Below are 25302 nucleotides of genomic sequence, written 5' to 3' on the forward strand. Positions count from 1 at the left end.
AATGTGTCCGTCAGATTTACGAAGCAGGGATTTTGATAACCCCTCTCAACTTCGTCAAGCCATCAATTGTCTGAATAGATTGCGAGTTATGACAACTTTCAAGATACATCATTCACTTTTTATTCACATCCAGCGTAATTGGGATGCTCAGGAACACACTTTGCGTCACTTCACCCTCTCAACGAACTCCAGTTCGAGGATATCTGATTTTTGGTAGACGCAATAACGGTGATAATTACTGGAGAAATCATTAGGATCGTGATAAATCCATAAGCAATCATATTTTATTGAAGAACCGAGTTGTTGTAGAAAATCACGTAAGACTGTTTTTTTTTCAGCAACATCCTTAACATGATGCCATGTTATTATGACTAGTGTTCGCTGTTCATCTAAATCATAATCATAGTTATAATCAATATCTTCTGATATTAATGGTATGATTTTTAGCGTATCAGGCGTATATAGCCAGTATGAGAAAATATCATCTCGCTTGTAATGATGTTCTCCCGATGTCAAAACAAACCAACCATAGAACGCCAAAGGGGATAGCAGAAATAATGAAGAAATAAATAGAGCATATTTTCTCATCTCTCTACTCACTTAAGTGGAGAATGAGGATGAAGCAGAAAAAAAGATGGTCTATCAAAAGGCGAGTCAGCATAACCCAGTGTATCAGAAATTGAAAACGTACCATAAAACTCATGATTCAATCTATTTTTTTCCTTAAAAAAGTCGCCAACAGGATTATTATTAAACTGATTGTACAATAAACCTGAAAATGAATTATCTAATGGTTTTATATAACTCAACCACTCTGGGAGATTTTTTTGATAGGCTCACCATATCTGAATGGTGGTTTTGTCGAAAATAAATACGGAAAAAAATCTCTATTTTTAAAAGTACCGATTGGATCATGAGCATCCCATATCTGTATGGCCGTTTCATAGGATACAGGTTTTGCTCGCCACAATGGGTCTGGTCCCATACCAAAAACACGATAAAAGCCGACTAAATCAGAAACCAAATTCTCCACACTAAATCCACTATCCGTGTACCAGTTGAAAAGGATAGAGTTCTGCCATGCTTCGAATCGTTTTGCCGTCCCATACATAATAGTCAAAGCCACTCGTGCCTTAAGCACTGGAGAAAGACAAGCACGAACCATAACTTGAGTATGTACACCAGTATGAAAAGTAAAGTTTACCCCAAATAAATTTTTCCCATTTCTTGATAATAGTTTACCGGGAAGTACCAATCATTGAACTCATTATAATATTTTGCCCACTGTTCTTGCTCAAGCTTTTTCTTTAAGAATCTGGCATCATCACCCTGAGCATGACCTAAATCAATCCATCCCAGCTCTTCTGTATAAATTAAACCATTTTTTTTAGTGGTTGCAAAAGTCCCATCAGTAATATCAAATCGCTTACTCATTTAAAACCTCCTTGACAGGTGGTTTATAGCAAGAATAATTTTATCAAACAAATGCTAATTTCTTATTTTTTATAGATATCTATTCATCACAAAATTACAACTTATTTTAGATGCCAAATTTTAAGGCGCTGAAAGAAGTTGAATACTCCCAGCGCTACATAATAAATTTATTCACATCCAGCGCGAAACTCGCTCGGACTGGCGCCGGTACATTTTTTGAAAACACGAGAGAAATAGAGCTGGTCGTCAAAACCAACATTGCGACCTACGGTGGCAATGGGCATACGTGTGGTACTCAGTAATAGCTTTGCCTGGCTGATGCGCTGGTCCTCGCGCCAGCTTAATACGCTGATACCTAACTGCTGACGGAACAGATGCGACAAACGGGAAGGCGACAGGCAGACGTGCTGCGCGACGCTGGCGATATCAAAATTGCTGTCCGCCAGGTGATCGCTGATGTACTGGCAGGCATCGCGGACGCGGTTGTCCATGGGCGGGTGTAGCGATTCATTGATGGCTTCCATACGTCGGAGCAACAACTGTTCCAGTAAATTAATCGCCAGCAGTTCGGAATAACGACCTTCTCCCTGCCCGGCGTTAATTATCTGCCCAAACAGCTCGTTAAAATGCGGCTGATGCGCTTCATCCGGGCGAAAAAAACCGGTCTGGGCAAAAATGGCTGGCCAGGTCAGCCACTCCTGCCAGTAGGCGCGCGGGCGAAAGTAAACCCACTGGTGATACCACTCGCTGGCGTCAGGGTGGCGTCCGTAGTGGTGAATTTCTCCTGGTGGAAACAACAGAATATCGCCAGGCCGGCAGACAAACTGCTTGCCCTGATTATTGATAACCCCTTCGCCACGGATGGTGAGATTGAGGATATAACCCTTCATACCCAGCGGCCTGTCGATAAAAAAATCCAGGTATCCGTTCGCCTCAATGGGGGTTAATCCGGCCACCAAATGCGCGTTAAACGAATAACCTGGCAACAGGGGATCGTTTTGCGTTTCAGCCATAATTTCAATACTCCCTATGTCCTGCCAAGAAACAATTTGTCCATATTACGCCAGACATCATCGCTGTCGCCCCTGCGGGCCGCTGTATTTGCGGTAATGGACCACCAATCCCGCTTGTGAAAAGCTCTTTGTAAAAAACATGTACTACGCCAACGTCAAAATCGGCTAACAAAAGTGTCTATAACTACGGCAGAAATGTCCACATTGATTATTTGCACAGCGTCACACTTTGTGATGCCACAGCATTTTAATCCATAAGATTAGCGGATCCTGCCTGACGGTTTTTATCGCTACTCACTACTGTTTATCCATACCCGTATTTTTGGATGGAGTAAGACGATGGCGATTGCAATTGGCCTCGATTTTGGTAGTGATTCAGTACGCGCTTTGGCGGTGGAATGTGCCACCGGCGAAGAGATCGCCACCAGCGTTGAGTGGTATCCACGTTGGCAGGAAGGGCAGTATTGCGATGGCCCAAACAACCAGTTTCGCCATCATCCGCGCGACTACATTGAATCCATGGAAGCGGCGCTGAAAACCGTATTGGCCGAACTGAGCGCTGAACAGCGCGCGGAAGTGGTCGGGATCGGCGTTGACAGTACCGGCTCAACCCCGGCGCCCATCGATGCAGACGGTAACGTACTGGCACTGCGTCCGGAGTTCGCGGAAAACCCGAATGCAATGTTTGTCCTGTGGAAAGATCACACCTCAGTAGAAGAAGCCGAAGAAATCACCCGCCTGTGCCACACACCGGGCAAGATCGATTACTCCCGCTATATCGGCGGCATTTATTCCAGCGAATGGTTCTGGGCCAAAATCCTGCATGTAACTCGTCAGGACCATGCGGTAGCCGAAGCTGCGGTCTCGTGGATTGAGCTATGCGATTGGGTTCCGGCCCTGCTCTCCAACACCGTACGCCCACAGGATATTCGTCGCGGTCGCTGCAGCGCCGGACATAAATCCCTGTGGCATGAAAGCTGGGGTGGTCTGCCGCCAGCCAGTTTCTTTGACGAACTCGACCCCATCCTCAACCGCCATCTGCAATACCCAATGTTTACCGATACCTTCACCGCGGATCTGCCGGTTGGCACCCTGTGCGCTGAGTGGGCACAGCGCCTGGGGCTACCGGAAAGCGTGGTGATTGCAGGCGGTGCTTTTGACTGCCATATGGGCGCGGTTGGCGCAGGCGCACAGCCTAACACGCTGGTGAAAGTCATCGGCACGTCGACCTGCGACATTCTGATTGCCGACAAACACAGCGTTGGCGAACGCGCGGTGAAAGGCATTTGCGGCCAGGTTGATGGCAGCGTGGTACCTAGTTTTATTGGCCTCGAAGCTGGCCAGTCTGCATTCGGCGATATCTATGCCTGGTTTAGCCGCGTGCTGAGCTGGCCTCTGGAACAGCTTGCCGCACAGCATCCGGAACTGCAGTCCCAGATTAAAGCCAGTCAAAAACAGCTGCTGCCTGCACTCACTGAAGCATGGGCGAAAAATCCATCACTGGAGCATCTCCCGGTGGTGCTCGACTGGTTCAACGGTCGCCGTACGCCCAATGCCAACCAGCGTTTGAAAGGGGTAATTACCGATCTGAACCTGGCAACTGACGCGCCAGCGCTGTTCGGTGGGCTGATTGCCGCCACGGCCTTTGGCGCACGCGCCATTATGGAATGCTTCACCGAACAAGGCATTGCGGTTAACAACGTAATGGCGCTTGGCGGTATCGCGCGCAAGAACCCGGTCATCATGCAGGCCTGCTGTGACGTGCTGAACCGCCCGCTACAGATTGTCGCTTCAGACCAGTGCTGCGCACTCGGTGCGGCTATCTTCGCTGCCGTTGCCGCGAAAGTACACGCGGATATCCCAGCCGCTCAGCAGCAAATGGCAAGCGCCGTGGAAAACACGCTGCAACCTCGCCCAGAGCAGGCTCAACGTTTTGAACAACTCTACCGCCGCTATCAGCAGTGGGCGGTAAGCGCTGAACAACAATACCTTCCGACTGCCGCTCCGGCGCAACAAGCCCCGGTAGACCTGGCAACCCTGACACATTAAGGACACGACAATGACGATTTTTGATAACTATGAAGTGTGGTTTGTGATTGGTAGCCAGCATCTGTATGGCCCTGAAACCCTGCGTCAGGTAACCCAACATGCGGAGCACGTCGTTAACGCACTGAATACTGAAGCCAAACTGCCCTGTAAGCTGGTATTAAAACCGCTGGGCACTTCCCCTGACGAGATTACCGCTATCTGTCGTGACGCTAACTACGACGATCGCTGTGCAGGGATTGTGGTCTGGCTGCATACCTTCTCCCCGGCCAAAATGTGGATCAACGGCCTGACTATCCTTAATAAACCGCTACTTCAGTTCCACACCCAGTTCAACGCCGCCCTGCCGTGGGACAGCATTGATATGGACTTTATGAACCTGAACCAAACCGCGCACGGCGGTCGTGAGTTCGGCTTTATCGGCGCACGTATGCGTCAGCAGCACGCCGTGGTCACCGGTCACTGGCAGGACAAACAGGCACACGAACGCATCGGCTCCTGGATGCGCCAGGCCGTGTCCAAACAGGACACTCGCCATCTGAAAGTCTGCCGTTTTGGCGACAACATGCGCGAAGTTGCGGTCACAGATGGCGATAAAGTCGCTGCGCAGATCAAGTTCGGTTTCTCGGTAAACACCTGGGCCGTGGGCGATCTGGTGCAGGTCGTGAACGCAATTAGCGACGGCGAAATCAACGCGCTAATCGATGAGTATGAAAGCACTTACACCATGACGGCGGCGACGCAAGTCCACGGTGAAAAACGTCAGAACGTCCTGGAAGCTGCCCGTATTGAACTGGGGATGAAGCGCTTCCTGGAACAGGGTGGATTCCACGCCTTCACCACCACATTTGAAGATTTACACGGCCTGAAACAGCTTCCGGGTCTGGCCGTACAGCGTCTGATGCAGCAAGGCTATGGCTTTGCGGGTGAAGGCGACTGGAAAACCGCCGCTCTGCTTCGCATCATGAAGGTGATGTCAACCGGTCTGCAGGGCGGCACCTCATTTATGGAGGATTACACCTACCACTTCGAGAAAGGCAACGATCTGGTACTCGGTTCGCACATGCTGGAAGTTTGCCCGTCCATCGCGGTGGAAGAGAAACCGATCCTCGACGTACAGCACCTCGGCATTGGTGGTAAAGACGATCCCGCCCGTCTGATCTTCAACACCAAAGCCGGCCCGGCCGTGGTTGCCAGCCTGATCGATCTCGGCGATCGTTTTCGCCTGCTGGTTAACTGCATCGACACGGTACAAACACCGCACTCCCTGCCGAAACTGCCTGTAGCTAACGCGCTGTGGAAAGCTCAACCGGATCTGCCAACCGCATCTGAAGCATGGATCCTGGCCGGTGGCGCGCACCACACCGTGTTCAGCCACGCGCTGGATCTGAACGATATGCGCCAGTTCGCTGAAATGCACGATATCGAGATCGCTGTGATCGATAACGATACCCGCCTGCCGGCCTTTAAGGACGCGCTGCGCTGGAACGAAGTGTATTACGGGTTCAAACGTTAATTGTCGAAACGGATTGCCCGGTGGCATTTCATTTACCGGGCCTACAAATCACCGTAGGCCGGATAAGCGAAGCGCCATCCGGCATTCAGGAGTTAACATGCTAGAAGATCTTAAACGTCAGGTACTGGAAGCCAATCTGGCGTTGCCTAAGCACAATCTGGTCACCCTGACCTGGGGGAACGTCAGCGCCGTCGATCGCGAGCGCGGCGTGTTTGTGATTAAACCTTCCGGGGTCGATTACAGCGTAATGACCGCAGACGATATGGTGGTAGTCAGTATCGCCACGGGTGAAGTAGTCGAAGGCCAGAAGAAGCCCTCTTCCGATACCCCAACGCACCGACTGCTGTATCAGGCATTCCCGACCATTGGCGGCATTGTTCACACCCATTCGCGTCATGCAACCATCTGGGCGCAGGCGGGTCAGTCGATTCCGGCCACGGGTACCACCCATGCGGACTATTTCTACGGTTCGATTCCCTGCACACGGAAAATGACCGACGAAGAAATCAACGGCGAATATGAATGGGAAACCGGCAATGTGATCGTTGAAACCTTTGAGAAACAAGGTATTGACGCCGCGCAGATGCCTGGCGTGCTAGTGCACTCTCACGGTCCGTTTGCCTGGGGAAAAAATGCCGAAGATGCAGTGCATAACGCCATCGTGCTGGAAGAAGTCGCCTACATGGGGATCTTCTGTCGCCAGCTCGCGCCGCAATTGCCAGATATGCAACAAACCCTGTTAGATAAGCATTACCTGCGTAAACACGGTGCTAAAGCCTACTACGGGCAGTAACCTTTATATAAGCGCGTTTTGATCGTCGCGCGCTTTATTTCTACTCGGCTATATATTCAGCAAAAGCACTTTGATAAACACAGTTATTAGAAGAAACATACTCAATCACATTGTCATAATTCCCATGAGTTTCCTCTCCTTCCAGTGAATGGAAGAAAATATAATCTGTTATCGTTGACTGCCATTTCTGCCCACACAACAAATAATTAATTACCGTATCACGATGACCATTTCTTCTGTCATGCCCCTGCCAGTGAAAAAAAGCGTTTCCACTTTCAATTATTTCAGTCCGCCAAATTTGTCCGGTCCATGTTTTGTACTCAATATATTTGCTCACAGCTTTAATTACTGGGTTTGATAGCTGAGTATTAACAAATAGATAGTGCTGGTATCCAGGCAAAATTGCCTGAGTATAAACATTCATAAAAACTCCATCTCATCACTTTCCCGGATATGTATTAAGAAGCACCCGAACAGTAAGCTGAAAATAAATTATATCCCGAGATAAAAACCAAATTCTACAGAGAGATTCCCGACGAATTCGAACTGAAAATCCGTTTCTATTCGGCAATAAACACGATTAAATATATATTATATTTCAAACTCATATCCGGATGCTTCGAATAAAATCTTTACATCAACCATTAATAAACACAAATAAAAAAAGTAACTTTTCCTGAATCCGAGAAAGATGTAGCAAAAATAAATAAGCACAAATCCGAAAAACAGCAAACATCTGATAATGGACTTTATAATATCAATTCAATACATAACCCAGATGGACAATCGCCATTTAAAACAACAGCCACACCAATAAAATAGTTCACTGCAACTCGTCTTAGGCACGATATTCATATATTAAATACGAAGATAACCCAGGCTGACACAACACATTTTTTACTCAGAGACGCTTTTTACTCCAGCGGGTACCGCGTCTTACGCCGAATAACTGTACAAAATAACAGTACAATCATGTAAACCAGGCTATAATAGTGTCTGGCTTTTTGACGGATACACAGCGTGGCGCAGGCAGGCTTTATTCTAACCCGACACTGGCGGGACACTCCGCAGGGAACTGAGGTCTCATTCTGGCTGGCTACAGACGATGGGCCGCTGCAGGTCACGCTTGCGCCTCAGGAGTCAGTCGCGTTTATTCCCACCAGTCAGGTTCCTCGCGTCACGTCATTATTACGTACTGAAAACGGCTATCGCCTGACGCCTCTTCAGTTGCAAGACTTCCACCGCCAGCCCGTTTCCGGCCTGTATTGCCGCTCACATCGCCAGCTTATGCGGCTGGAAAAACTGCTGCGCGAAAACGCAGTCACCGTCTACGAAGCTGACGTACGGCCGCCGGAGCGGTATCTGATGGAGCGCTTTATCACCTCCCCTGTTTGGGTCGAAGGCGACAGACATGACGAAATGCTGGTTAATGCCCGCCTGAAGCCGAACCCTGACTATCGACCACCGCTAAAATGGGTATCGCTGGATATCGAAACCACGCGCCACGGCGAACTCTACTGCATCGGTCTTGAGGGCTGTGGGCAGCGTATTGTCTATATGCTCGGCCCGGCAAACGGTGACGCCTCTGCGCTGGATTTTGAACTTGAGTACGTTGCAAGTCGCCCGCAGTTGTTGGAAAAGCTTAATGACTGGATTGCCCGTCACGATCCTGATGTGATAATCGGCTGGAACGTCGTGCAATTCGATTTACGCGTCCTGCAAAAGCACGCCGAACGTTACCGCATTCCCCTGCGTTTTGGTCGTGACAATAGCGAGCTGGAGTGGCGCGAGCATGGCTTCAAAAACGGCGTGTTCTTCGCGCAGGCTAAAGGTCGCCTGATTATCGACGGCATTGAGGCGCTCAAATCCGCATTCTGGAATTTCTCGTCATTTTCGCTGGAGACGGTGTCGCAGGAGCTACTGGGCGAAGGGAAGTCAATTGATAATCCCTGGGACAGGATGGACGAAATCGATCGCCGGTTTGCCCAGGATAAGCCCGCGCTCGCCACCTACAATCTCAAAGACTGTGAGTTGGTCACGCGTATTTTTCATAAAACCGAGATCATGCCATTTCTGCTGGAGCGATCGACGGTCAACGGTCTGCCGGTCGACCGGCACGGTGGTTCAGTTGCCGCCTTCGGACATCTCTACCTGCCACGAATGCACCGGGCGGGTTATGTGGCACCGAACCTGGGTGAAGTCCCCGCGCACGCCAGCCCCGGTGGCTACGTGATGGACTCGCGCCCCGGCTTATACGACTCGGTACTGGTGCTGGATTACAAAAGCCTGTACCCCTCAATAATTCGTACTTTTCTAATCGATCCGGTGGGGCTTATCGAAGGAATGGCGCAGCCGGATCCGGAGCACAGCACCGAAGGGTTCCTTGACGCCTGGTTCTCACGTGAAAAGCACTGCCTGCCGGAAATCGTGACCCGGATCTGGCATGGTCGCAATGAAGCAAAACGCCGCGGCAATAAGCCGCTCTCGCAGGCGCTGAAAATCATCATGAACGCATTTTACGGCGTGCTGGGAACCACCGCCTGTCGCTTTTTCGACCCGAGACTGGCCTCGTCCATTACCATGCGCGGCCATGCGATCATGCGCCAGACCAAAGCGCTGATTGAAGCTCAGGGTTACGACGTTATCTATGGCGATACCGACTCGACCTTTGTCTGGCTGAAAAAGGCGCACTCAGAAGACGATGCCGCCCGGATTGGCCGTGAGCTGGTGAGCTATGTCAACGACTGGTGGGCGCAGTCGCTGAAACAACAAAAATTGACCAGCGCGCTGGAGCTGGAATTTGAAACCCATTTTTGTCGCTTTCTGATGCCGACCATTCGCGGTGCAGATACCGGCAGTAAAAAACGCTATGCAGGGATGATTCAGGACGGTGCTGAGCAACGTATGGTGTTTAAGGGACTGGAAACGGTACGAACCGACTGGACGCCGCTGGCCCAACAGTTTCAGCAGGAGCTATACCTGCGAATTTTTCGTAACGAACCTTATCAGGAGTTTGTTCGCGAGACTATTGACCGTCTGATGGCCGGTGAAATGGATGAACAACTGGTGTACCGCAAGCGCCTGCGCCGCCCGTTAAGCGAATACCAGCGAAATGTTCCACCACACGTGCGTGCCGCGCGACTCGCCGATGAGCAGAATGTAAAGCTGGGGCGTCCACCGCAGTATCAAAATCGCGGAACCATAAAATATGTCTGGACGGTCAATGGCCCAGAACCTGTTGATTATCAGCTATCTGTGCTCGATTACGAGCATTATCTGACACGCCAGATCCAACCCGTTGCCGAGGGAATTCTTCCCTTTATTGACGATAATTTTGCTACACTACTCACAGGGCAACTGGGGTTATTTTGACGCGTGACGAAACCGTCGCCATCCAGTACCATAGCGCCCTTTCCATTCCTGGACCCCAATACACTTGCTGCCACTTTACTCTGGCAGAGGGTGAGTATTGCCTGCAACTAAAGATATAGAGCCGAACATATATGCCTTTTACACTTGGTCAACGCTGGATCAGCGATACAGAAAGCGAATTGGGACTTGGTACCGTTGTCGCCATGGATGCGCGAACCGTCACATTACTTTTCTCATCGACGGGCGAAAACCGTCTGTATGCGCGCAGTGATTCCCCCGTGACCCGCGTGATGTTCAATCCAGGCGATACGATAACAAGCCATGAAGGCTGGCAACTGCATGTCGATGAAGTAAAAGAAGAAAACGGCCTGCTTGCCTATATCGGAACCCGCCTGGATACCGAAGAAACCGGTGTCATGCTGCGTGAAGTACTACTCGACAGCAAACTGGTATTCAGCAAACCACAAGATCGCCTGTTTGCCGGCCAGATTGACCGCATGGATCGCTTTGCTCTGCGCTATCGCGCGCGTAAATTTCAGAGCGAACAATACCGTATGCCGTGGAGTGGTTTGCGTGGTCAACGTACCAGCCTGATTCCTCACCAGCTGAACATTGCCCATGATGTTGGCCGTCGTCATGCCCCTCGCGTTTTACTGGCAGACGAAGTGGGTTTAGGTAAAACCATTGAAGCCGGTATGATCCTGCATCAACAGCTGCTGTCAGGCGCCGCAGAGCGCGTGCTGATCATCGTGCCGGAGACATTACAGCACCAGTGGCTGGTCGAAATGCTGCGTCGCTTCAACCTGCGTTTTGCACTGTTTGATGATGAGCGTTATGCAGAAGCGCAGCACGACGCCTACAACCCGTTTGAAACCGAACAACTGGTCATCTGCTCGCTGGACTTTGCCCGTCGCAGTAAACAGCGCCTGGAGCATCTGTGTGACGCCGAATGGGATCTGCTGATCGTCGATGAAGCGCATCACCTGGTGTGGAGCGAAGACGCGCCCAGCCGCGAATATATGGCCATTGAACAACTGGCAGAACGTGTGCCGGGCATCCTGCTGCTAACCGCTACACCGGAGCAGTTGGGCATGGAAAGTCACTTTGCTCGTCTGCGCCTGCTGGACCCCAGCCGTTTCCACGATTTCGCCCAGTTTGTTGAAGAGCAAAAAAATTATCGTCCGGTCGCCGACGCCGTCGCTATGTTACTGGCAGGCAACAAGCTGAGTAATAGTGAGCTGAACATGTTAGGCGACATGATTGGCGAGCAGGACATTGAACCGCTATTGCAGGCGGCAAACAGCGACAGCGAAGATGCCCAGAGCGCGCGTCAGGAGCTGGTTTCGATGCTGATGGACCGCCATGGCACCAGCCGCGTGCTGTTCCGTAACACCCGTAATGGTGTGAAAGGCTTCCCAAAACGCGAGCTGCACACCATCAAGCTGCCGCTGCCGACCCAATACCAGACGGCGATTAAAGTCTCCGGCATTATGGGTGCGCGTAAAAGCGCGGAAGACCGGGCGCGCGATATGCTCTACCCGGAACAGATTTATCAGGAATTCGAAGGCGATACCGGCACCTGGTGGAACTTTGACCCGCGCGTGGAATGGCTAATGGGCTATCTGACCAGCCACCGCTCGCAAAAAGTATTAGTTATCTGTGCAAAAGCCACCACCGCGCTTCAACTGGAGCAGGTCCTGCGCGAGCGAGAAGGTATCCGCGCTGCCGTGTTCCATGAAGGGATGTCGATCATTGAGCGTGACCGCGCCGCAGCCTGGTTTAGCGAAGAAGATAGCGGCGCTCAGGTAATGCTGTGTTCTGAAATCGGCTCCGAAGGGCGTAACTTCCAGTTCGCCAGCAATCTGGTGATGTTTGACCTGCCGTTCAACCCGGACCTGCTGGAACAGCGTATTGGCCGTCTGGACCGTATTGGTCAGGCACATGATATTCAGATCCACGTCCCGTACCTGGAAAAAACCGCGCAATCTGTCCTGGTGCGCTGGTACCACGAAGGTCTGGATGCGTTCGAACACACCTGCCCGACCGGCCGTACCATCTACGACACGGTCTATAACAATCTGATCGGCTACCTGGCTGAACCAGAAAATACCGATGGCTTTGACGATCTGATCAAAACCTGTCGCGAACAACATGACGCGCTGAAAGCTCAGCTGGAGCAAGGTCGTGATCGTCTGCTCGAGATCCACTCTAACGGCGGTGAAAAAGCGCTGGCACTGGCTGAGAGTATTGAAGAACAGGACGATGATACCAGCCTGATCGCCTTCGCCATGAACCTGTTTGATATCGTTGGTATTAATCAGGATGACCGTGGTGACAATTTGATCGTGCTGACACCGTCCGATCATATGCTGGTGCCAGATTTCCCTGGATTGCCGGAAGATGGCTGCACCATTACGTTTGAGCGTGATGTCGCTCTGTCGCGTGAAGACGCTCAGTTTATTACCTGGGAGCATCCGTTAATCCGTAATGGTCTGGATCTTATCCTCTCTGGCGACACCGGCAGCAGCACCATTTCATTGTTGAAAAACAAAGCATTGCCGGTCGGAACTCTGTTGGTTGAGCTGGTGTATGTGGTTGAAGCGCAAGCGCCGAAACAGCTGCAGCTGAACCGCTTCCTGCCGCCAACGCCGGTACGTATGCTGCTGGATAAAAACGGCAATAACCTCGCTGCACAGGTTGAGTTCGAAACCTTTAACCGTCAGCTCAGCGCCGTTAACCGCCACACCGGCAGTAAACTGGTCAACGCCGTGCAGCAGGACGTACATGCTATTCTGCAACTCGGTGAAGCACAGGTGGAAAAATCAGCCCGCGCGCTGATCGACGCGGCGCGTAAAGAAGCGGACGAAAAACTGACTGCGGAACTCTCCCGTCTGGAAGCGCTGCGTGCCGTTAACCCGAACATCCGTGATGACGAACTCAGCGCAATTGAAAGCAACCGTCAGCAGGTGATGGAAAGCCTGGATCAGGCGGGCTGGCGTCTGGATGCCCTGCGCCTGATCGTCGTGACGCATCAGTAACGGAGCCATACATGGGGATGGAAAACTACAATCCGCCGCAGGAACCCTGGTTGGTCATCCTGTATCAGGATGACCACATTATGGTGGTCAACAAGCCGAGCGGTTTATTGTCTGTGCCGGGTCGTCTGGATGAGCACAAAGACAGCGTGATGACGCGTATCCAGCGCGATTATCCGCAGGCTGAATCCGTCCATCGTCTGGATATGGCCACCAGCGGCGTGATTGTAGTCGCGCTAACCAAAGCGGCAGAGCGCGAGCTAAAACGCCAGTTTCGCGAGCGCGAACCGAAAAAACAGTATGTTGCACGCGTCTGGGGGCATCCCGCTCCGGCCGAGGGTCTGGTTGATTTACCGCTGATTTGCGACTGGCCGAACAGGCCAAAACAAAAAGTGTGTTATGAGACCGGGAAATCAGCGCAGACAGAGTATGAGGTGGTGGAGTTCGCGGCGGATAACACCGCCCGGGTCGTGCTTAAACCGATTACCGGACGCTCCCACCAGCTGCGTGTGCATATGCTGGCGTTAGGGCATCCAATCCTCGGCGATCGCTTCTATGCTCCGCCTGAAGCGCTGGCGTTGGCACCCCGCCTGCTGCTGCACGCCGAGATGCTAACCATCACGCATCCCGAATACGGCAACAGTATGACGTTTAAAGTCCCGGCGGATTTTTAAATTCTGAGCCAATTTATGCCGGGGGCGCTTCGCTTGCCCGGCCTACATTCATTACCGTAGGCCGGATAAAGCGCTAGCCGCATCCGGCATAATTATTATTTAAAGCCTTTTTGTTCTTTGATTAACTCGTAAGCCTTCTGGATTTCCTGCGCTTTTTGCTTCGCCATTTCCATCATCTCTGGCGGCAGACCTTTCGCGACCAGTTTGTCCGGATGGTGCTCGCTCATCAGCTTACGGTAAGCGCGCTTTATGGTAGTCGCATCATCGGTCGTTTTAACACCCAGCACATTACAGGCGTCTTCCAGCGTCGGGCCGCGTTGCGCCTGCTGCCAGCTACCGCCGCCAGACTGCTGCTGATATCCGCCGCCAAACTGTGCGCCGCCCTGCATCATGCGCAGGAACTGATCAAATTGGGTACGTGAGATCCCCAACTCTTCAGCAATCACATACAGCACTTCACGTTCGTTAGGATGTAACGACCCATCGGCAAATGCCGCTTGGATTTGAATTTCCAGAAACATGCGGATCAGATCGAATCGACCGAAACAGACGCTGCGAAACTGACGCATCTTTTCACGTAATGGATAATTATCCGATTTTCCTACCCGGAAGGCGTGTTGTGCAGCCGTTCGCGAATCACCGTGCAAATTCATCCGATCCATCAACTGGCTGGCGATATGAATATCGGCTTCCGTGACGCGACCTTTGGATTTGGTCAGATGTCCCATCACCTCAAAAGTGGTGGCAAAAAACAGCGCCTGGCGTTCACGTTGGTTGGCAAACCACGCCATTTTGCGCATGCGGGCTTTGTCGAACATGTGGCCAACTAACAGCCCCAGAACGACACCCCAGAAGCCGCCACCCATCATTAAGGCCACGGCTACACCAATTATCTTTCCCCAATACTGCATAGACTCCCCAAATCTTTATGCTCTCAGCCAGGCTATGTCCCACAATATAAGGTGCTTTTACCGATTTACGGCTGCGGTCAATTGTGGGACATCGCCTATAATTTGCATTATCATACCTGTCATTCAATGCCGTGCCTAACACCACGGATGCCTAAATGGGCAGGATTAACACTAGCGCAGTGAAGATGAGATAAGTTAGGCTGTGACCGTTTGTCACGCGCGACGCTACTGATGATGGAACAATAAATACAACGTATGAAAAAACGTATTCCCACTCTTCTGGCCACCATGATTGCCAGTGCCCTCTATAGCCATCAGGGCCTGGCAGCCGATCTCGCCTCACAGTGTATGCTGGGCGTGCCGAGCTATGACCGTCCTCTGGTACAGGGCGAGACTAATGAATTACCCGTCACCATCAATGCCGACAACGCTAAAGGGAATTATCCCGATGACGCGGTGTTTACCGGCAACGTGGACATCGCACAGGGTAACAGCCGCCTGCAGGCCGACGAAGTACAGCTTCATCAGAAGCAGGCTGAAGGCCAGCCGGAGCCAATACGTACCGTCGATGCGCTGGGCAATGTCCATTATGATGACAATCAGGTTATTCTGAAGGGGCCGAAGGGTTGGTCGAATCTGAATACCAAAGATACCAACATCTGGGAAGGTGATTACCAGATGGTGGGCCGTCAGGGACGCGGGAAAGCCGATCTGATGAAACAGCGTGGCGAAAACCGTTATACCATTCTGGAAAACGGTAGCTTTACCTCCTGTCTGCCAGGTTCCGATACCTGGAGCGTCGTCGGTAGCGAAGTGATCCACGACCGTGAAGAACAGGTCGCAGAGATCTGGAACGCCCGTTTTAAACTGGGTCCGGTTCCGGTCTTTTACAGTCCTTATTTACAGTTACCCGTCGGCGATAAGCGCCGTTCCGGTTTCCTGATCCCGAACGCAAAATATTCCACTAATAACTATTTTGAGTTCTACCTGCCATATTACTGGAACATTGCGCCCAACATGGACGCCACCATCACGCCACATTATATGCACCGTCGTGGCGGGATCATGTGGGAGAACGAATTCCGCTACCTGACGCAAGCAGGTGCGGGCCTGATGGAGTTCGACTATCTGAACTCCGATAAAGTGTATGAGGACGAACATCCGAAGGATGACAATTCACGTCGCTGGCTGTTTTACTGGCAACACTCTGGGGTGATGGACCAGGTGTGGCGTTTCAACGTTGACTATACCAAGGTCAGCGACACCAGCTACTTTAATGATTTCGATAACAAATACGGTTCCAGTACCGACGGCTACGCCACGCAAAAATTCAGCGTCGGCTACGCGGTACAGAACTTTGATGCCACAGTTTCGACCAAGCAGTTCCAGGTCTTCGACGCGCAAAACAGTAACAGCTACTCTGCGCAGCCGCAGTTAGATGTCAACTACTACCAGAATGACGTTGGTCCGTTTGATACCCGTATTTATGGTCAGGCGGTGCACTTCGTTAACACCAACGACAACATGCCGGAAGCGACGCGTGTTCACCTTGAACCGACCATCAATCTGCCATTGTCGAACAACTGGGGAAGTATCAATACCGAAGCAAAACTGCTGGCAACGCACTATCAGCAGACTAATCTGGATTGGTACAACAGCAACCCGCAGAACACCAAGCTCGATGATTCAGCTAACCGCGTCATGCCGCAGTTTAAAGTTGACGGCAAGATGGTGTTTGAGCGTGACATGCAAATGCTGGCGCCGGGTTATACCCAGACGCTGGAGCCGCGCGCGCAGTACCTGTACGTACCGTATCGCGACCAAAGTCATATCTATAACTATGACTCGTCCCTGCTGCAATCCGACTATAGCGGCCTGTTCCGTGACCGTACCTATGGCGGTCTGGACCGCATTGCCTCCGCCAACCAGGTCACGACTGGGGTCACATCTCGCGTTTATGATGACGCAGCCGTTGAACGTTTTAATATATCCGTGGGTCAAATCTACTATTTCACCGAGTCTCGCACCGGCGATGACAACATTAAATGGGAGAATGACGACAAAACGGGCTCACTGGTATGGGCGGGTGACACCTACTGGCGCATCTCCGATCGCTGGGGTTTACGCAGTGGGATCCAGTACGACACGCGTCTGGACAGTGTTGCAACCAGTAGCAGCAGTATCGAATACCGCCGCGACGAAAACCGTATGCTGCAGTTGAACTACCGTTATGCCAGCTCGGAGTATATCCAGGCTACTCTGCCGTCTTACTACTCTACGGCAGAGCAGTATAAAAACGGGATCTCACAGGTGGGCGCAGTGGCAAGCTTCCCAATCGCCGACCGTTGGTCGATTGTTGGCGCTTACTACTTCGATACCAACGTGAACAAAGAAGCAGATTCAATGCTGGGGCTGCAGTACAACTCCTGCTGTTACGCCATTCGCTTCGGTTACGAACGTAAGCTGAACGGCTGGGATAACACCCAGAAACACGCGATTTATGACAACACGATCGGCTTTAATATCGAACTGCGCGGCCTGAGCTCCAACTACGGTCTCGGCACCAACCAAATGTTGCGTTCAAACATTTTGCCGTATCAAAGCTCTTTATGATCTGATTGATTTACAACGTAATCCGCATCGCGGTTAATTGAAATGGAAAAAGTATGAAGAACTGGAAAACGCTGCTTCTCGGTATCGCCATGATCGCGAATACCAGTTTCGCTGCCCCACAGGTAGTCGATAAAGTCGCAGCCGTCGTCAATAACGGCGTCGTTCTCGAAAGCGACGTCGATGGCTTAATGCAGTCAGTAAAACTTAATGCGGGTCAGGCTGGTCAGCAGTTACCGGACGACGCCACGCTGCGTCATCAGATCCTGGAACGTTTGATCATGGATCAAATCCTCCTGCAAATGGGTCAGAAGATGGGTGTTAAAATCTCTGACGAGCAGTTGGATCAGGCTATTGCCAACATCGCCAAGCAGAACAACATGACGCTGGATCAGATGCGCAGTCGTCTGGCACAGGATGGTTTAAGCTATTCGACCTATCGTAGCCAGATCCGCAAAGAGATGACCATCTCTGAAGTTCGTAACAACGAAGTTCGCCGTCGCGTCACCATCCTGCCTCAGGAAGTGGATGCCCTGGCGCAACAGGTAGGCAACCAAAACGATGCCAGCACCGAACTGAACCTGAGCCACATTCTGATCCCATTACCGGAAAACCCAACTTCCGACCAGGTTAACGCGGCTGAAAGCCAGGCGCGCTCTGTTGTTGATGAAGCGCGTAACGGTAGTGATTTCGGCAAACTGGCTATTACTTATTCCGCTGACCAGCAGGCGCTGAAAGGCGGCCAGATGGGTTGGGGACGTATTCAGGAGCTGCCGGGTATCTTCGCCCAGGCGTTAAGCACTGCGAAAAAAGGCGATATCATCGGCCCAATTCGTTCAGGCGTCGGCTTCCACATCCTGAAAGTCAATGATATGCGTGGCCAAAGCCAGAGCATCTCCGTGACTGAAGTTCACGCCCGCCATATTCTACTTAAGCCGTCGCCGATCATGACCGATCAGCAGGCGCGTCTGAAGCTGGAACAAATCGCGGCAGATATTAAGAGCGGTAAAACTACCTTCGCGGCAGCCGCTAAAGAGTTTTCTCAGGATCCAGGCTCTGCCAACCAGGGCGGCGATCTGGGTTGGGCTGCAGCGGATATTTTCGACCCAGCTTTCCGCGATGCGCTGACCAAACTTCATAAAGGCCAAATGAGCGCCCCGGTGCACTCCTCTTTCGGTTGGCATCTGATCGAACTGCTGGACACGCGTAACGTTGATAAAACTGACGCGGCGCAGAAAGACAGAGCTTACCGTATGCTGATGAACCGTAAATTCTCGGAAGAAGCAGCAACCTGGATGCAGGAACAGCGCGCCAGCGCTTACGTTAAAGTTCTGAGCAACTAATGGCTCGTACTCAACGTGTTGTTATCACTCCCGGCGAACCCGCCGGGATTGGCCCGGACCTGGTGGTTCAGCTCGCCCAGCGCGATTGGCCTGTAGAACTCGTTGTCTGTGCGGATGCAGGACTTCTCAGTGACCGGGCAGCGATGCTCGGTTTACCGCTTTCACTCCTCCCCTACTCTCCAGATACCCCAGCCAGACCGCAATCAGCAGGCACATTGACGCTGTTACCGGTTGCGCTGCGGGCACCTGCTGTCGCGGGTCAGTTGGCGGTAGAAAACGGGCAATATGTAGTGGATACGCTGGCTCGCGCCTGCGATGGTTGTCTGCAAGGTGAGTTTGCGGCGTTGATCACCGGTCCGGTTCACAAGGGCGTAATCAATGACGCAGGCGTTCCGTTTACCGGGCATACCGAGTTTTTTGAAGAGCGCTCACAGGCAAAGAAAGTTGTTATGATGCTGGCGACCGAAGAGCTGCGCGTTGCCCTGGCAACCACGCATTTGCCGCTCAGAGCTGTTGCCGACGCCATTACGCCCGCCCTGCTTCAGGAAGTGATCGGCATTTTGCATCATGATTTACGCACTAAGTTCGGCATTGCCGATCCACATATTCTGGTGTGCGGTCTTAACCCGCATGCTGGTGAAGGCGGTCATATGGGAACGGAAGAGATAGACACCCTCATTCCGGTACTCGATGAACTGCGTGCGCAGGGGATGAAATTAAACGGCCCGCTGCCCGCAGATACGCTTTTTCAGCCCAAATATCTCGACCACGCGGATGCCGTGCTGGCAATGTACCACGATCAGGGTCTCCCCGTGCTAAAATACCAGGGATTTGGTCGCGGTGTGAATATCACGCTGGGCCTGCCCTTTATTCGCACATCCGTCGATCACGGCACCGCACTTGAACTCGCGGGCCATGGACAAGCAGATGTCGGCAGTTTTATTACGGCGCTTAATCTCGCCATCAAAATGATTGTTAATACCAATGAATAATCGAGTCCATCAGGGCCATTTAGCCCGTAAACGTTTCGGGCAGAACTTCCTCAACGATCAGTTTGTGATCGAAAGTATTGTCTCTGCTATCAACCCGCAGAAAGGTCAGGCTATGGTCGAAATCGGCCCAGGCCTGGCGGCATTGACCGAACCAGTAGGCGAACGTCTGGACAAGCTCACGGTCATTGAACTGGACCGCGATCTGGCAGCACGCTTACAGACACACCCGTTTTTAGGGCCTAAGCTGACGATTTATCAGCAAGATGCCATGACCATGAACTTCGGCGAACTGGCACAAACGATGGGACAGCCGCTACGTGTATTCGGCAACCTGCCGTACAACATCTCCACGCCGCTCATGTTCCATCTTTTTTCCTATACTGATGCCATTGCCGACATGCATTTCATGTTGCAAAAAGAGGTGGTCAATCGTCTGGTTGCAGGGCCAAACAGTAAAGCGTATGGTCGATTAAGCGTCATGGCGCAGTATTACTGCAATGTGATCCCGGTACTTGAAGTACCGCCTTCCGCATTTACGCCTGCGCCTAAAGTCGATTCCGCCGTAGTGCGTCTGGTCCCTCACGCGACGATGCCGTACCCGGTTAAAGATGTTCGTGTGCTGAGCCGTATTACCACCGAAGCGTTTAATCAGCGCCGTAAAACGGTACGTAACAGTCTCGGCAACCTATTTAGCGTTGAAGTACTGACAGAGCTGGGCGTTGATCCGGCGATGCGAGCGGAAAATATCTCTGTCGCGCAATACTGCCGGATGGCTAACTATCTGTCAGAAAACGCGCCATCGAAGGAGAGTTAAACATGATCAATTCGCCCCGAGTGTGCATTCAGGTACAAAGCGTCTACATTGAGGCGCAATCCTCACCTGATGATGAACGTTACGTTTTTGCTTACACCGTAACTATCCGCAATTTGGGGCGAGCGCCTGTGCAGCTGTTGGGGCGTTATTGGTTAATCACTAATGGTCATGGCCGCGAAACAGAAGTCCAGGGTGAAGGCGTGGTTGGCGTCCAGCCCCATATCGAACCCGGCGAAGAGTACCAGTATACCAGCGGTGCGGTGATTGAAACGCCGCTGGGCACCATGCAGGGTCACTACGAAATGATCGATGAACAAGGCATCGCCTTTACCATCGACATTCCCGTATTCCGACTCGCCGTTCCAACACTCATTCATTAAAACAATAACTATGGCGACATACCTTATTGGCGACGTTCACGGTTGTTACGATGAACTGGTAGCCTTGCTGCATCAGGTAGACTTTAATTCCAAAAAAGACACCCTATGGCTCACCGGCGATCTGGTCGCTCGTGGGCCGGGCTCGCTGGACGTTTTGCGCTACGTGAAATCACTGGGCGACAGCGTGCGGTTAGTATTGGGTAATCACGATTTACACCTGCTGGCCGTATTTGCTGGTATCAGTCGTAATAAACCTAAAGACAGGGTCACATCGCTGCTCGAAGCACCGGATGCCGACGAATTACTTAACTGGCTCCGCCGTCAACCGCTGTTGCAGGTAGACGAAGAGAAGAAGCTGGTGATGGCACATGCCGGTATCACCCCACAGTGGGACCTGCAGACGGCAAAAGACTGTGCTCGCGATGTTGAAGCCGTGTTGTCTAGCGACTCATATCCCTTCTTCCTTGATGCGATGTACGGCGACATGCCCAATAACTGGACCCCGGAACTGACCGGGCTGGCACGCCTGCGTTTTATTACCAACGCCTTTACCCGCATGCGTTACTGCTTCCCGAACGGTCAACTGGATATGTACAGCAAAGAGTCACCAGAAGACGCACCGGCCCCGCTGAAGCCATGGTTTGCCATTCCTGGACCTGTCAGTGAAGCGTACAGCATTGCATTCGGGCACTGGGCATCGCTGGAAGGCAAAGGCACACCAGAAGGTATTTACGCGCTGGATACGGGGTGTTGCTGGGGAGGCGATCTCACCTGTCTGCGCTGGGAAGACAAACAGTACTTTGTGCAGCCATCAAATCGCCATCTGAATCTGGATCCTGGCGAAGCGGTCAACGCCTGAGAGATTTATGCCTGATGGCGCTACGCTTATCAGGCCTACATCTGGCACAAGAGTAGGCCGGATAAGGCGTTTCGCCGCCATCCGGCACTTACAGGATTAACGGCGCTCCAGAATCTCGAAGCAGTAGCTGTGAGAGTTTTGCGCGTCGGCATCGTGGAATTCACTGAACACCGACTCCCAGTCATCCGGTTCGTAGTCCGGGAAATGCGTATCCCCTTCGACTTCAGCATCAATGTGCGTCAGATACAGCTTCTGCGCTTTTGGCAGGAACTGCTCATACACGCGCCCACCGCCAATCACCATAATCTCTGGTTCATCACCGCAGGCAGCAATGGCTTCATCAACAGACTTCACCCACTGCACACGATCGTCAGTGCCAGGCTTGCTGCTGATGACGATATTTTTACGCCCAGGTAACGGTCGCCCGATGGATTCCCAGGTGTGGCGTCCCATGACAACCGGCTTGTTTAAGGTATTACGTTTAAACCAGGCGAGATCGGCAGGGAGGTTCCACGGCATGGCGTTCTCCATACCGATGACGCGATCTACCGCTAACGCCGCAATCAGACTGATCATTGAATATTTCCCGGATACAAAAAAATTGTCGCCACTATACGGAAAGCGCAATCTTTCGTCGACTGGCGGAAAGAGGATGAACAGGAAAATTTTCCGTTCTGCTGGCGAACCGACCTATTTAAGGTGGTACGCCAGCATTACAGTAGTTCAAAAACAGCCAATTAGCAGTAAAGTTTGCAGAACATCACATTTTTTACCCTATGCTGACGGTTTCACTTCCGGCTCATCGGCGACGTCGCCCGTATGCTTACCTTCATCCGTGCCTTGCCAGCCATGGCGTTGAATTAACGATAAGTGCTGACGATCTTCCGCAATAATTTCACTCAGCATTGCGCTGGTGCGTTTATAAACGGCCGCGCGGGAAGTCGCGTCATTTTCCCCTTTCACCATCTCCTCGACCATCATGGTATTGAATCGGCGGAATACGTCGGCCCGCTCACGTGCCTCATAGCGCCCAAGCCCGAGACCCTCCAACGCCAGACGTCCGGTCTTCAGTGCACCTTCAAAGGTTTCGCGTTCCGGCATATCCACGCCCGCCTGGCGCAGGCGGATGTAATGATCCACATCGCGCGCACGAGCAATAATTTGCAGATGCGGGAAATGCTCTTTCACCATTTCGGTTAACTGCAGGCTGGTTTGCGGATCGTCAATGGCATTAATAATGACTTCAGCTTTCGCCGCCCCGGCAGACTCCAGCAGATCCATCCGGGTCGCATCGCCATAGAAAACCTTCATCCCGAATTTACGCAGCGTTTCGATATGGTCCGGGTCATGATCAAGAACCACCATTTTGACCCCACTCGACAACAACAGACGACCGGTTATCTGGCCAAATCGCCCAAATCCAGCGATGATCACCCGCGGTTGCTCCTCATCGATTTCATCGGCTTCCCGCTCTTCCGAAGTCGCCGATTTTTCCAGACGCGTCAAAATCACCAGCAAAATCGGCGTAGCCGCCATCGACAACGCCACCGCCAGCGTCAGCGATTTCGCCCAGTCAGGATCGAGCACATTTGCCATTTGCGCCGCGCCAAACACCACAAAGGCAAACTCACTGCCCTGCCCTAACAATACGGCAAACCAGCGACGCTGCTTGTTCGGTACCTGCAACGGTTTCGCTATCAACCACAGCATGACGGTTTTGATAACCAGGAAACCGACCAGCAAAATGATAATGCGCAAGGGATTATCAATCAGCGTACCAAAGTCGATAGACATCCCCACGCCAATGAAAAACAGTCCCAACAGCAATCCTTTAAATGGCTCAATGTCGCTTTCCAGCGCGTGGCGATACTCAGAGCTTGCCAGCAGCACCCCGGCCAGAAAGGCCCCCATCGCCATCGACAGGCCAACCTCTTCCAGGAGCAGACCGAAGCCAAACACGAGGAACAGCGCAACGGCACTGAATACTTCCCGCAGGCCCGAACGCGCAACAAAACGCAAGGCCGGACGTGTGACATAACGCCCCAATACCACCACCAATACCAGTGCGCCCGCTACCTTCAGGGCTGACAATGCAAACGCCCCAAGCGTAGTCGATGCGCCGCTCGCCGCCAGTAACGGGATCATCGCCACCAATGGAATAGCGGCGATATCCTGGAACAGCAGCACGGCAAACGCGCTGCGGCCCATTTGCGAAACCATCAGGTTGCGTTCATTCATTGCCTGCATAGCGATAGCCGTTGAGGAAAGCGCCAGCGTCATGCCGATCAGTTCCGCTACCTGCCAGCGCAGGCCAAGGAACATACAGAACAAACCAATTAAGCCGCCGCAAACCACCATCTGTAGCGCACCGCCGCCGAACACCGATGCCCGCAATTTCCACAAACGTTGCGGATCCAGCTCCAGACCGATGACAAACAGCATCAGTACCACACCGATCTCCGCAAAATGCAGGATGGATTCGGCGTCCGTCACCAGCCTCAGACCCCAGGGTCCGATAATGCATCCGGCGATGAGATACCCCAGTACCGACCCTAATCCCAGCCGTACGGCGATGGGTACAATCAGCGCCGCCGATCCGAGATAAATCAGCGCCTGTATCAGCGTATGGCTATCCATGGTGTGCCTCCTGCCATTCCATCAGACGCTGTTTGTAGTGACGCGCCTGCGCTTGCAGCGTTTCATCATCACAGATAAACGTACAGTGCATCGCAAACGGCGGCAGCCATTTGAGGCCGCAATAGAGCGCTGTTGCCTGTAAAGGCTGAGAAAGCACATCAAATCCGGGATGGGAGCCAATATCGAAGTGGTTTTCACCGCCGCCGGTCGTCACCGCCCACAGCAGTTGTTTACCGTGCAGCGCAGTACCACCATGGCCATACGCCCAGCCGTGCGAAAGGACTTTATCCATCCACAGCTTGAGTAATGGAGGTGTGCTGTACCACTGCATCGGATGCTGCCAGATGATCAAATCAGCGCGCGCCAGCGCATCCTGTTCAGCGGCAATATCGATATTGAAGTCGGGGTAGAGCTGGTATAGCGAGCGTATCTCCACGCCCTCCAGCGTCCTTGCCTGTTCAAGCATCCGCTTATTCGCATGCGAATGTTGCGGATAGGGATGCGCATAAATGATGAGAATCATGATTAGCCTGTGTCACTGCATTATTGTAATAACAGTGAGTTTAGTCACTTAATCCACAGGCTAACAGTCAATATTATTGAGTGGCTGAATGGAGAAAACTGAACTAGTTGTCCAGTTCGCTCATATCCTTAACCTGATCGCGGTTAATCTGTTCCGTCTTACCCGTCTGGGCATTTTTGTACGACACCAGACCAGTATCATCATCAACCTGCGGTTTGCCGTCAGTGACGATTGTTTTGCCATCGGTGGTTTTAACCGCCTGGTTTGAGGAACAACCGACCACGGTAAACAGTGCTGCTGCGGTAAAAATTGAGGTGATCAGGATATGTTTTTGCATGGTGTTCTCCCTG

The 25302-nt window shown here is 52.0% G+C and carries 22 protein-coding genes; 12 read left to right on the plus strand and 10 right to left on the minus strand.

Features of this window, described 5'->3' with window-relative positions; genetic code table 11:
• Nucleotides 1–165: 165 nt before the first annotated feature.
• From SK34_RS24215 to araC, 4 genes are all read right to left on the minus strand, one after another.
• On the minus strand, nt 166–588 hold the full coding sequence (locus SK34_RS24215; protein WP_065945020.1) for a hypothetical protein: 423 nt from the start codon (nt 586–588) through the stop codon (nt 166–168).
• Between the two features lie 217 nt (nt 589–805).
• Nucleotides 806–1126, minus strand: a complete 321-nt coding sequence (locus SK34_RS25015; protein ID WP_231588758.1) for a hypothetical protein — start codon at nt 1124–1126, stop codon at nt 806–808.
• Between the two features lie 74 nt (nt 1127–1200).
• Nucleotides 1201–1434 (minus strand): hypothetical protein, encoded by a 234-nt coding sequence (locus tag SK34_RS24220; protein WP_075262650.1) that lies wholly within the window; start codon nt 1432–1434, stop codon nt 1201–1203.
• Nucleotides 1435–1601: 167 nt separating this feature from the next.
• Nucleotides 1602–2447: an arabinose operon transcriptional regulator AraC gene (gene araC / locus SK34_RS19170; protein ID WP_003018834.1), complete on the minus strand. Its 846-nt coding sequence runs from the start codon at nt 2445–2447 to the stop codon at nt 1602–1604.
• A 339-nt stretch (nt 2448–2786) separates the two neighbouring features.
• Between araC and araB the strand changes: the two genes are divergently transcribed.
• The 3 genes from araB to araD all read left to right on the plus strand — a co-directional run bounded on the left by araB (nt 2787) and on the right by araD (nt 6802).
• Nucleotides 2787–4496, plus strand: coding sequence for a ribulokinase (gene araB, locus SK34_RS19175; RefSeq protein WP_003837395.1), 1710 nt, complete (start codon nt 2787–2789; stop codon nt 4494–4496).
• 10 nt (nt 4497–4506) lie between these two features.
• Nucleotides 4507–6009: an L-arabinose isomerase gene (gene araA / locus SK34_RS19180; protein ID WP_003837393.1), complete on the plus strand. Its 1503-nt coding sequence runs from the start codon at nt 4507–4509 to the stop codon at nt 6007–6009.
• A gap of 97 nt (nt 6010–6106) precedes the next feature.
• On the plus strand, nt 6107–6802 hold the full coding sequence (gene araD, locus SK34_RS19185) for an L-ribulose-5-phosphate 4-epimerase (protein ID WP_003018841.1): 696 nt from the start codon (nt 6107–6109) through the stop codon (nt 6800–6802).
• A gap of 40 nt (nt 6803–6842) precedes the next feature.
• Here araD and SK34_RS19190 read toward each other — a convergent pair whose 3' ends face one another.
• Nucleotides 6843–7226 carry a DUF4751 family protein gene (locus tag SK34_RS19190; RefSeq protein WP_048233916.1) on the minus strand — a complete coding sequence of 128 codons (384 nt, stop codon included), beginning with the start codon at nt 7224–7226 and terminating at the stop codon, nt 6843–6845.
• Between the two features lie 596 nt (nt 7227–7822).
• On the opposite strand from SK34_RS19190, the gene polB reads away from it, so the two are divergent.
• The 3 genes from polB (at nt 7823) to rluA (ending at nt 13883) form a co-directional block, all read left to right on the plus strand.
• A complete protein-coding gene (gene polB / locus SK34_RS19195) occupies nt 7823–10174 on the plus strand; it encodes a DNA polymerase II (protein WP_048233918.1) in 2352 nt (783 codons plus the stop codon).
• 131 nt (nt 10175–10305) lie between these two features.
• Entirely contained in the window at nt 10306–13212 is a 2907-nt protein-coding gene (rapA, locus tag SK34_RS19200; protein WP_003837386.1) for an RNA polymerase-associated protein RapA, read from the plus strand.
• 11 nt (nt 13213–13223) lie between these two features.
• Nucleotides 13224–13883: a bifunctional tRNA pseudouridine(32) synthase/23S rRNA pseudouridine(746) synthase RluA gene (rluA, locus tag SK34_RS19205; RefSeq protein ID WP_008786174.1), complete on the plus strand. Its 660-nt coding sequence runs from the start codon at nt 13224–13226 to the stop codon at nt 13881–13883.
• Nucleotides 13884–13978: 95 nt separating this feature from the next.
• Here the strand turns inward: rluA and djlA are convergent, their stop codons facing one another.
• Nucleotides 13979–14794, minus strand: a complete 816-nt coding sequence (gene djlA / locus SK34_RS19210) for a co-chaperone DjlA (protein ID WP_003837382.1) — start codon at nt 14792–14794, stop codon at nt 13979–13981.
• Nucleotides 14795–15049: 255 nt separating this feature from the next.
• Between djlA and lptD the strand changes: the two genes are divergently transcribed.
• From lptD to apaH, 6 genes are read left to right on the plus strand one after another with little or no spacing between them, the layout of a single operon-like run.
• Complete coding sequence (lptD, locus tag SK34_RS19215) at nt 15050–17407, plus strand: LPS assembly protein LptD (RefSeq protein WP_016149536.1); 2358 nt, start codon at nt 15050–15052, stop codon at nt 17405–17407.
• Between the two features lie 53 nt (nt 17408–17460).
• Nucleotides 17461–18747, plus strand: coding sequence for a peptidylprolyl isomerase SurA (surA, locus tag SK34_RS19220; RefSeq protein WP_003018860.1), 1287 nt, complete (start codon nt 17461–17463; stop codon nt 18745–18747).
• The gene (gene pdxA, locus SK34_RS19225) at nt 18747–19739 is read left to right on the plus strand and encodes a 4-hydroxythreonine-4-phosphate dehydrogenase PdxA (RefSeq protein ID WP_003837378.1); all 993 of its coding nucleotides are present in this window, start codon (nt 18747–18749) and stop codon (nt 19737–19739) included. Before surA ends, pdxA begins: the two co-directional genes overlap by 1 nt.
• A complete protein-coding gene (gene rsmA / locus SK34_RS19230) occupies nt 19732–20553 on the plus strand; it encodes a 16S rRNA (adenine(1518)-N(6)/adenine(1519)-N(6))-dimethyltransferase RsmA (protein WP_003018865.1) in 822 nt (273 codons plus the stop codon). Before pdxA ends, rsmA begins: the two co-directional genes overlap by 8 nt.
• Nucleotides 20554–20555: 2 nt before the next feature.
• On the plus strand, nt 20556–20933 hold the full coding sequence (gene apaG / locus SK34_RS19235) for a Co2+/Mg2+ efflux protein ApaG (RefSeq protein ID WP_003018867.1): 378 nt from the start codon (nt 20556–20558) through the stop codon (nt 20931–20933).
• Nucleotides 20934–20943: 10 nt separating this feature from the next.
• Nucleotides 20944–21792, plus strand: a complete 849-nt coding sequence (apaH, locus tag SK34_RS19240) for a bis(5'-nucleosyl)-tetraphosphatase (symmetrical) ApaH (RefSeq protein WP_003018869.1) — start codon at nt 20944–20946, stop codon at nt 21790–21792.
• Nucleotides 21793–21888: 96 nt separating this feature from the next.
• Here apaH and folA read toward each other — a convergent pair whose 3' ends face one another.
• The 4 genes from folA to SK34_RS19260 form a co-directional block, all read right to left on the minus strand.
• Nucleotides 21889–22368: a type 3 dihydrofolate reductase gene (gene folA, locus SK34_RS19245; protein WP_003018873.1), complete on the minus strand. Its 480-nt coding sequence runs from the start codon at nt 22366–22368 to the stop codon at nt 21889–21891.
• 198 nt (nt 22369–22566) lie between these two features.
• The gene (kefC, locus tag SK34_RS19250) at nt 22567–24429 is read right to left on the minus strand and encodes a glutathione-regulated potassium-efflux system protein KefC (RefSeq protein WP_003018875.1); all 1863 of its coding nucleotides are present in this window, start codon (nt 24427–24429) and stop codon (nt 22567–22569) included.
• Nucleotides 24422–24952 (minus strand): glutathione-regulated potassium-efflux system oxidoreductase KefF, encoded by a 531-nt coding sequence (gene kefF / locus SK34_RS19255; RefSeq protein WP_003018878.1) that lies wholly within the window; start codon nt 24950–24952, stop codon nt 24422–24424. Before kefF ends, kefC begins: the two co-directional genes overlap by 8 nt.
• Nucleotides 24953–25055: 103 nt before the next feature.
• Nucleotides 25056–25289, minus strand: a complete 234-nt coding sequence (locus tag SK34_RS19260; RefSeq protein ID WP_003837373.1) for a YgdI/YgdR family lipoprotein — start codon at nt 25287–25289, stop codon at nt 25056–25058.
• Nucleotides 25290–25302 lie beyond the last annotated feature (13 nt).

Origin of the sequence: Citrobacter sp. MGH104 (assembly GCF_001034485.1) — a bacterium.
Taxonomy (GTDB): Bacteria; Pseudomonadota; Gammaproteobacteria; order Enterobacterales; family Enterobacteriaceae; genus Citrobacter; species Citrobacter freundii.

Excerpts from the sequence above, each read along its gene's own strand:
- SK34_RS24215 (WP_065945020.1), bottom strand. The coding sequence starts at position 588 with ATGAGAAAATATGCTCTATTTATTTCTTCATTATTTCTGCTATCCCCT.
- SK34_RS24220 (WP_075262650.1), bottom strand. The coding sequence starts at position 1,434 with ATGAGTAAGCGATTTGATATTACTGATGGGACTTTTGCAACCACTAAA.
- araC (WP_003018834.1), bottom strand. The coding sequence starts at position 2,447 with ATGGCTGAAACGCAAAACGATCCCCTGTTGCCAGGTTATTCGTTTAAC.
- araB (WP_003837395.1), top strand. The coding sequence starts at position 2,787 with ATGGCGATTGCAATTGGCCTCGATTTTGGTAGTGATTCAGTACGCGCT.
- araA (WP_003837393.1), top strand. The coding sequence starts at position 4,507 with ATGACGATTTTTGATAACTATGAAGTGTGGTTTGTGATTGGTAGCCAG.
- araD (WP_003018841.1), top strand. The coding sequence starts at position 6,107 with ATGCTAGAAGATCTTAAACGTCAGGTACTGGAAGCCAATCTGGCGTTG.
- SK34_RS19190 (WP_048233916.1), bottom strand. The coding sequence starts at position 7,226 with ATGAATGTTTATACTCAGGCAATTTTGCCTGGATACCAGCACTATCTA.
- rapA (WP_003837386.1), top strand. The coding sequence starts at position 10,306 with ATGCCTTTTACACTTGGTCAACGCTGGATCAGCGATACAGAAAGCGAA.
- rluA (WP_008786174.1), top strand. The coding sequence starts at position 13,224 with ATGGGGATGGAAAACTACAATCCGCCGCAGGAACCCTGGTTGGTCATC.
- djlA (WP_003837382.1), bottom strand. The coding sequence starts at position 14,794 with ATGCAGTATTGGGGAAAGATAATTGGTGTAGCCGTGGCCTTAATGATG.
- lptD (WP_016149536.1), top strand. The coding sequence starts at position 15,050 with ATGAAAAAACGTATTCCCACTCTTCTGGCCACCATGATTGCCAGTGCC.
- surA (WP_003018860.1), top strand. The coding sequence starts at position 17,461 with ATGAAGAACTGGAAAACGCTGCTTCTCGGTATCGCCATGATCGCGAAT.
- pdxA (WP_003837378.1), top strand. The coding sequence starts at position 18,747 with ATGGCTCGTACTCAACGTGTTGTTATCACTCCCGGCGAACCCGCCGGG.
- rsmA (WP_003018865.1), top strand. The coding sequence starts at position 19,732 with ATGAATAATCGAGTCCATCAGGGCCATTTAGCCCGTAAACGTTTCGGG.
- apaG (WP_003018867.1), top strand. The coding sequence starts at position 20,556 with ATGATCAATTCGCCCCGAGTGTGCATTCAGGTACAAAGCGTCTACATT.
- apaH (WP_003018869.1), top strand. The coding sequence starts at position 20,944 with ATGGCGACATACCTTATTGGCGACGTTCACGGTTGTTACGATGAACTG.
- folA (WP_003018873.1), bottom strand. The coding sequence starts at position 22,368 with ATGATCAGTCTGATTGCGGCGTTAGCGGTAGATCGCGTCATCGGTATG.
- kefC (WP_003018875.1), bottom strand. The coding sequence starts at position 24,429 with ATGGATAGCCATACGCTGATACAGGCGCTGATTTATCTCGGATCGGCG.
- kefF (WP_003018878.1), bottom strand. The coding sequence starts at position 24,952 with ATGATTCTCATCATTTATGCGCATCCCTATCCGCAACATTCGCATGCG.
- SK34_RS19260 (WP_003837373.1), bottom strand. The coding sequence starts at position 25,289 with ATGCAAAAACATATCCTGATCACCTCAATTTTTACCGCAGCAGCACTG.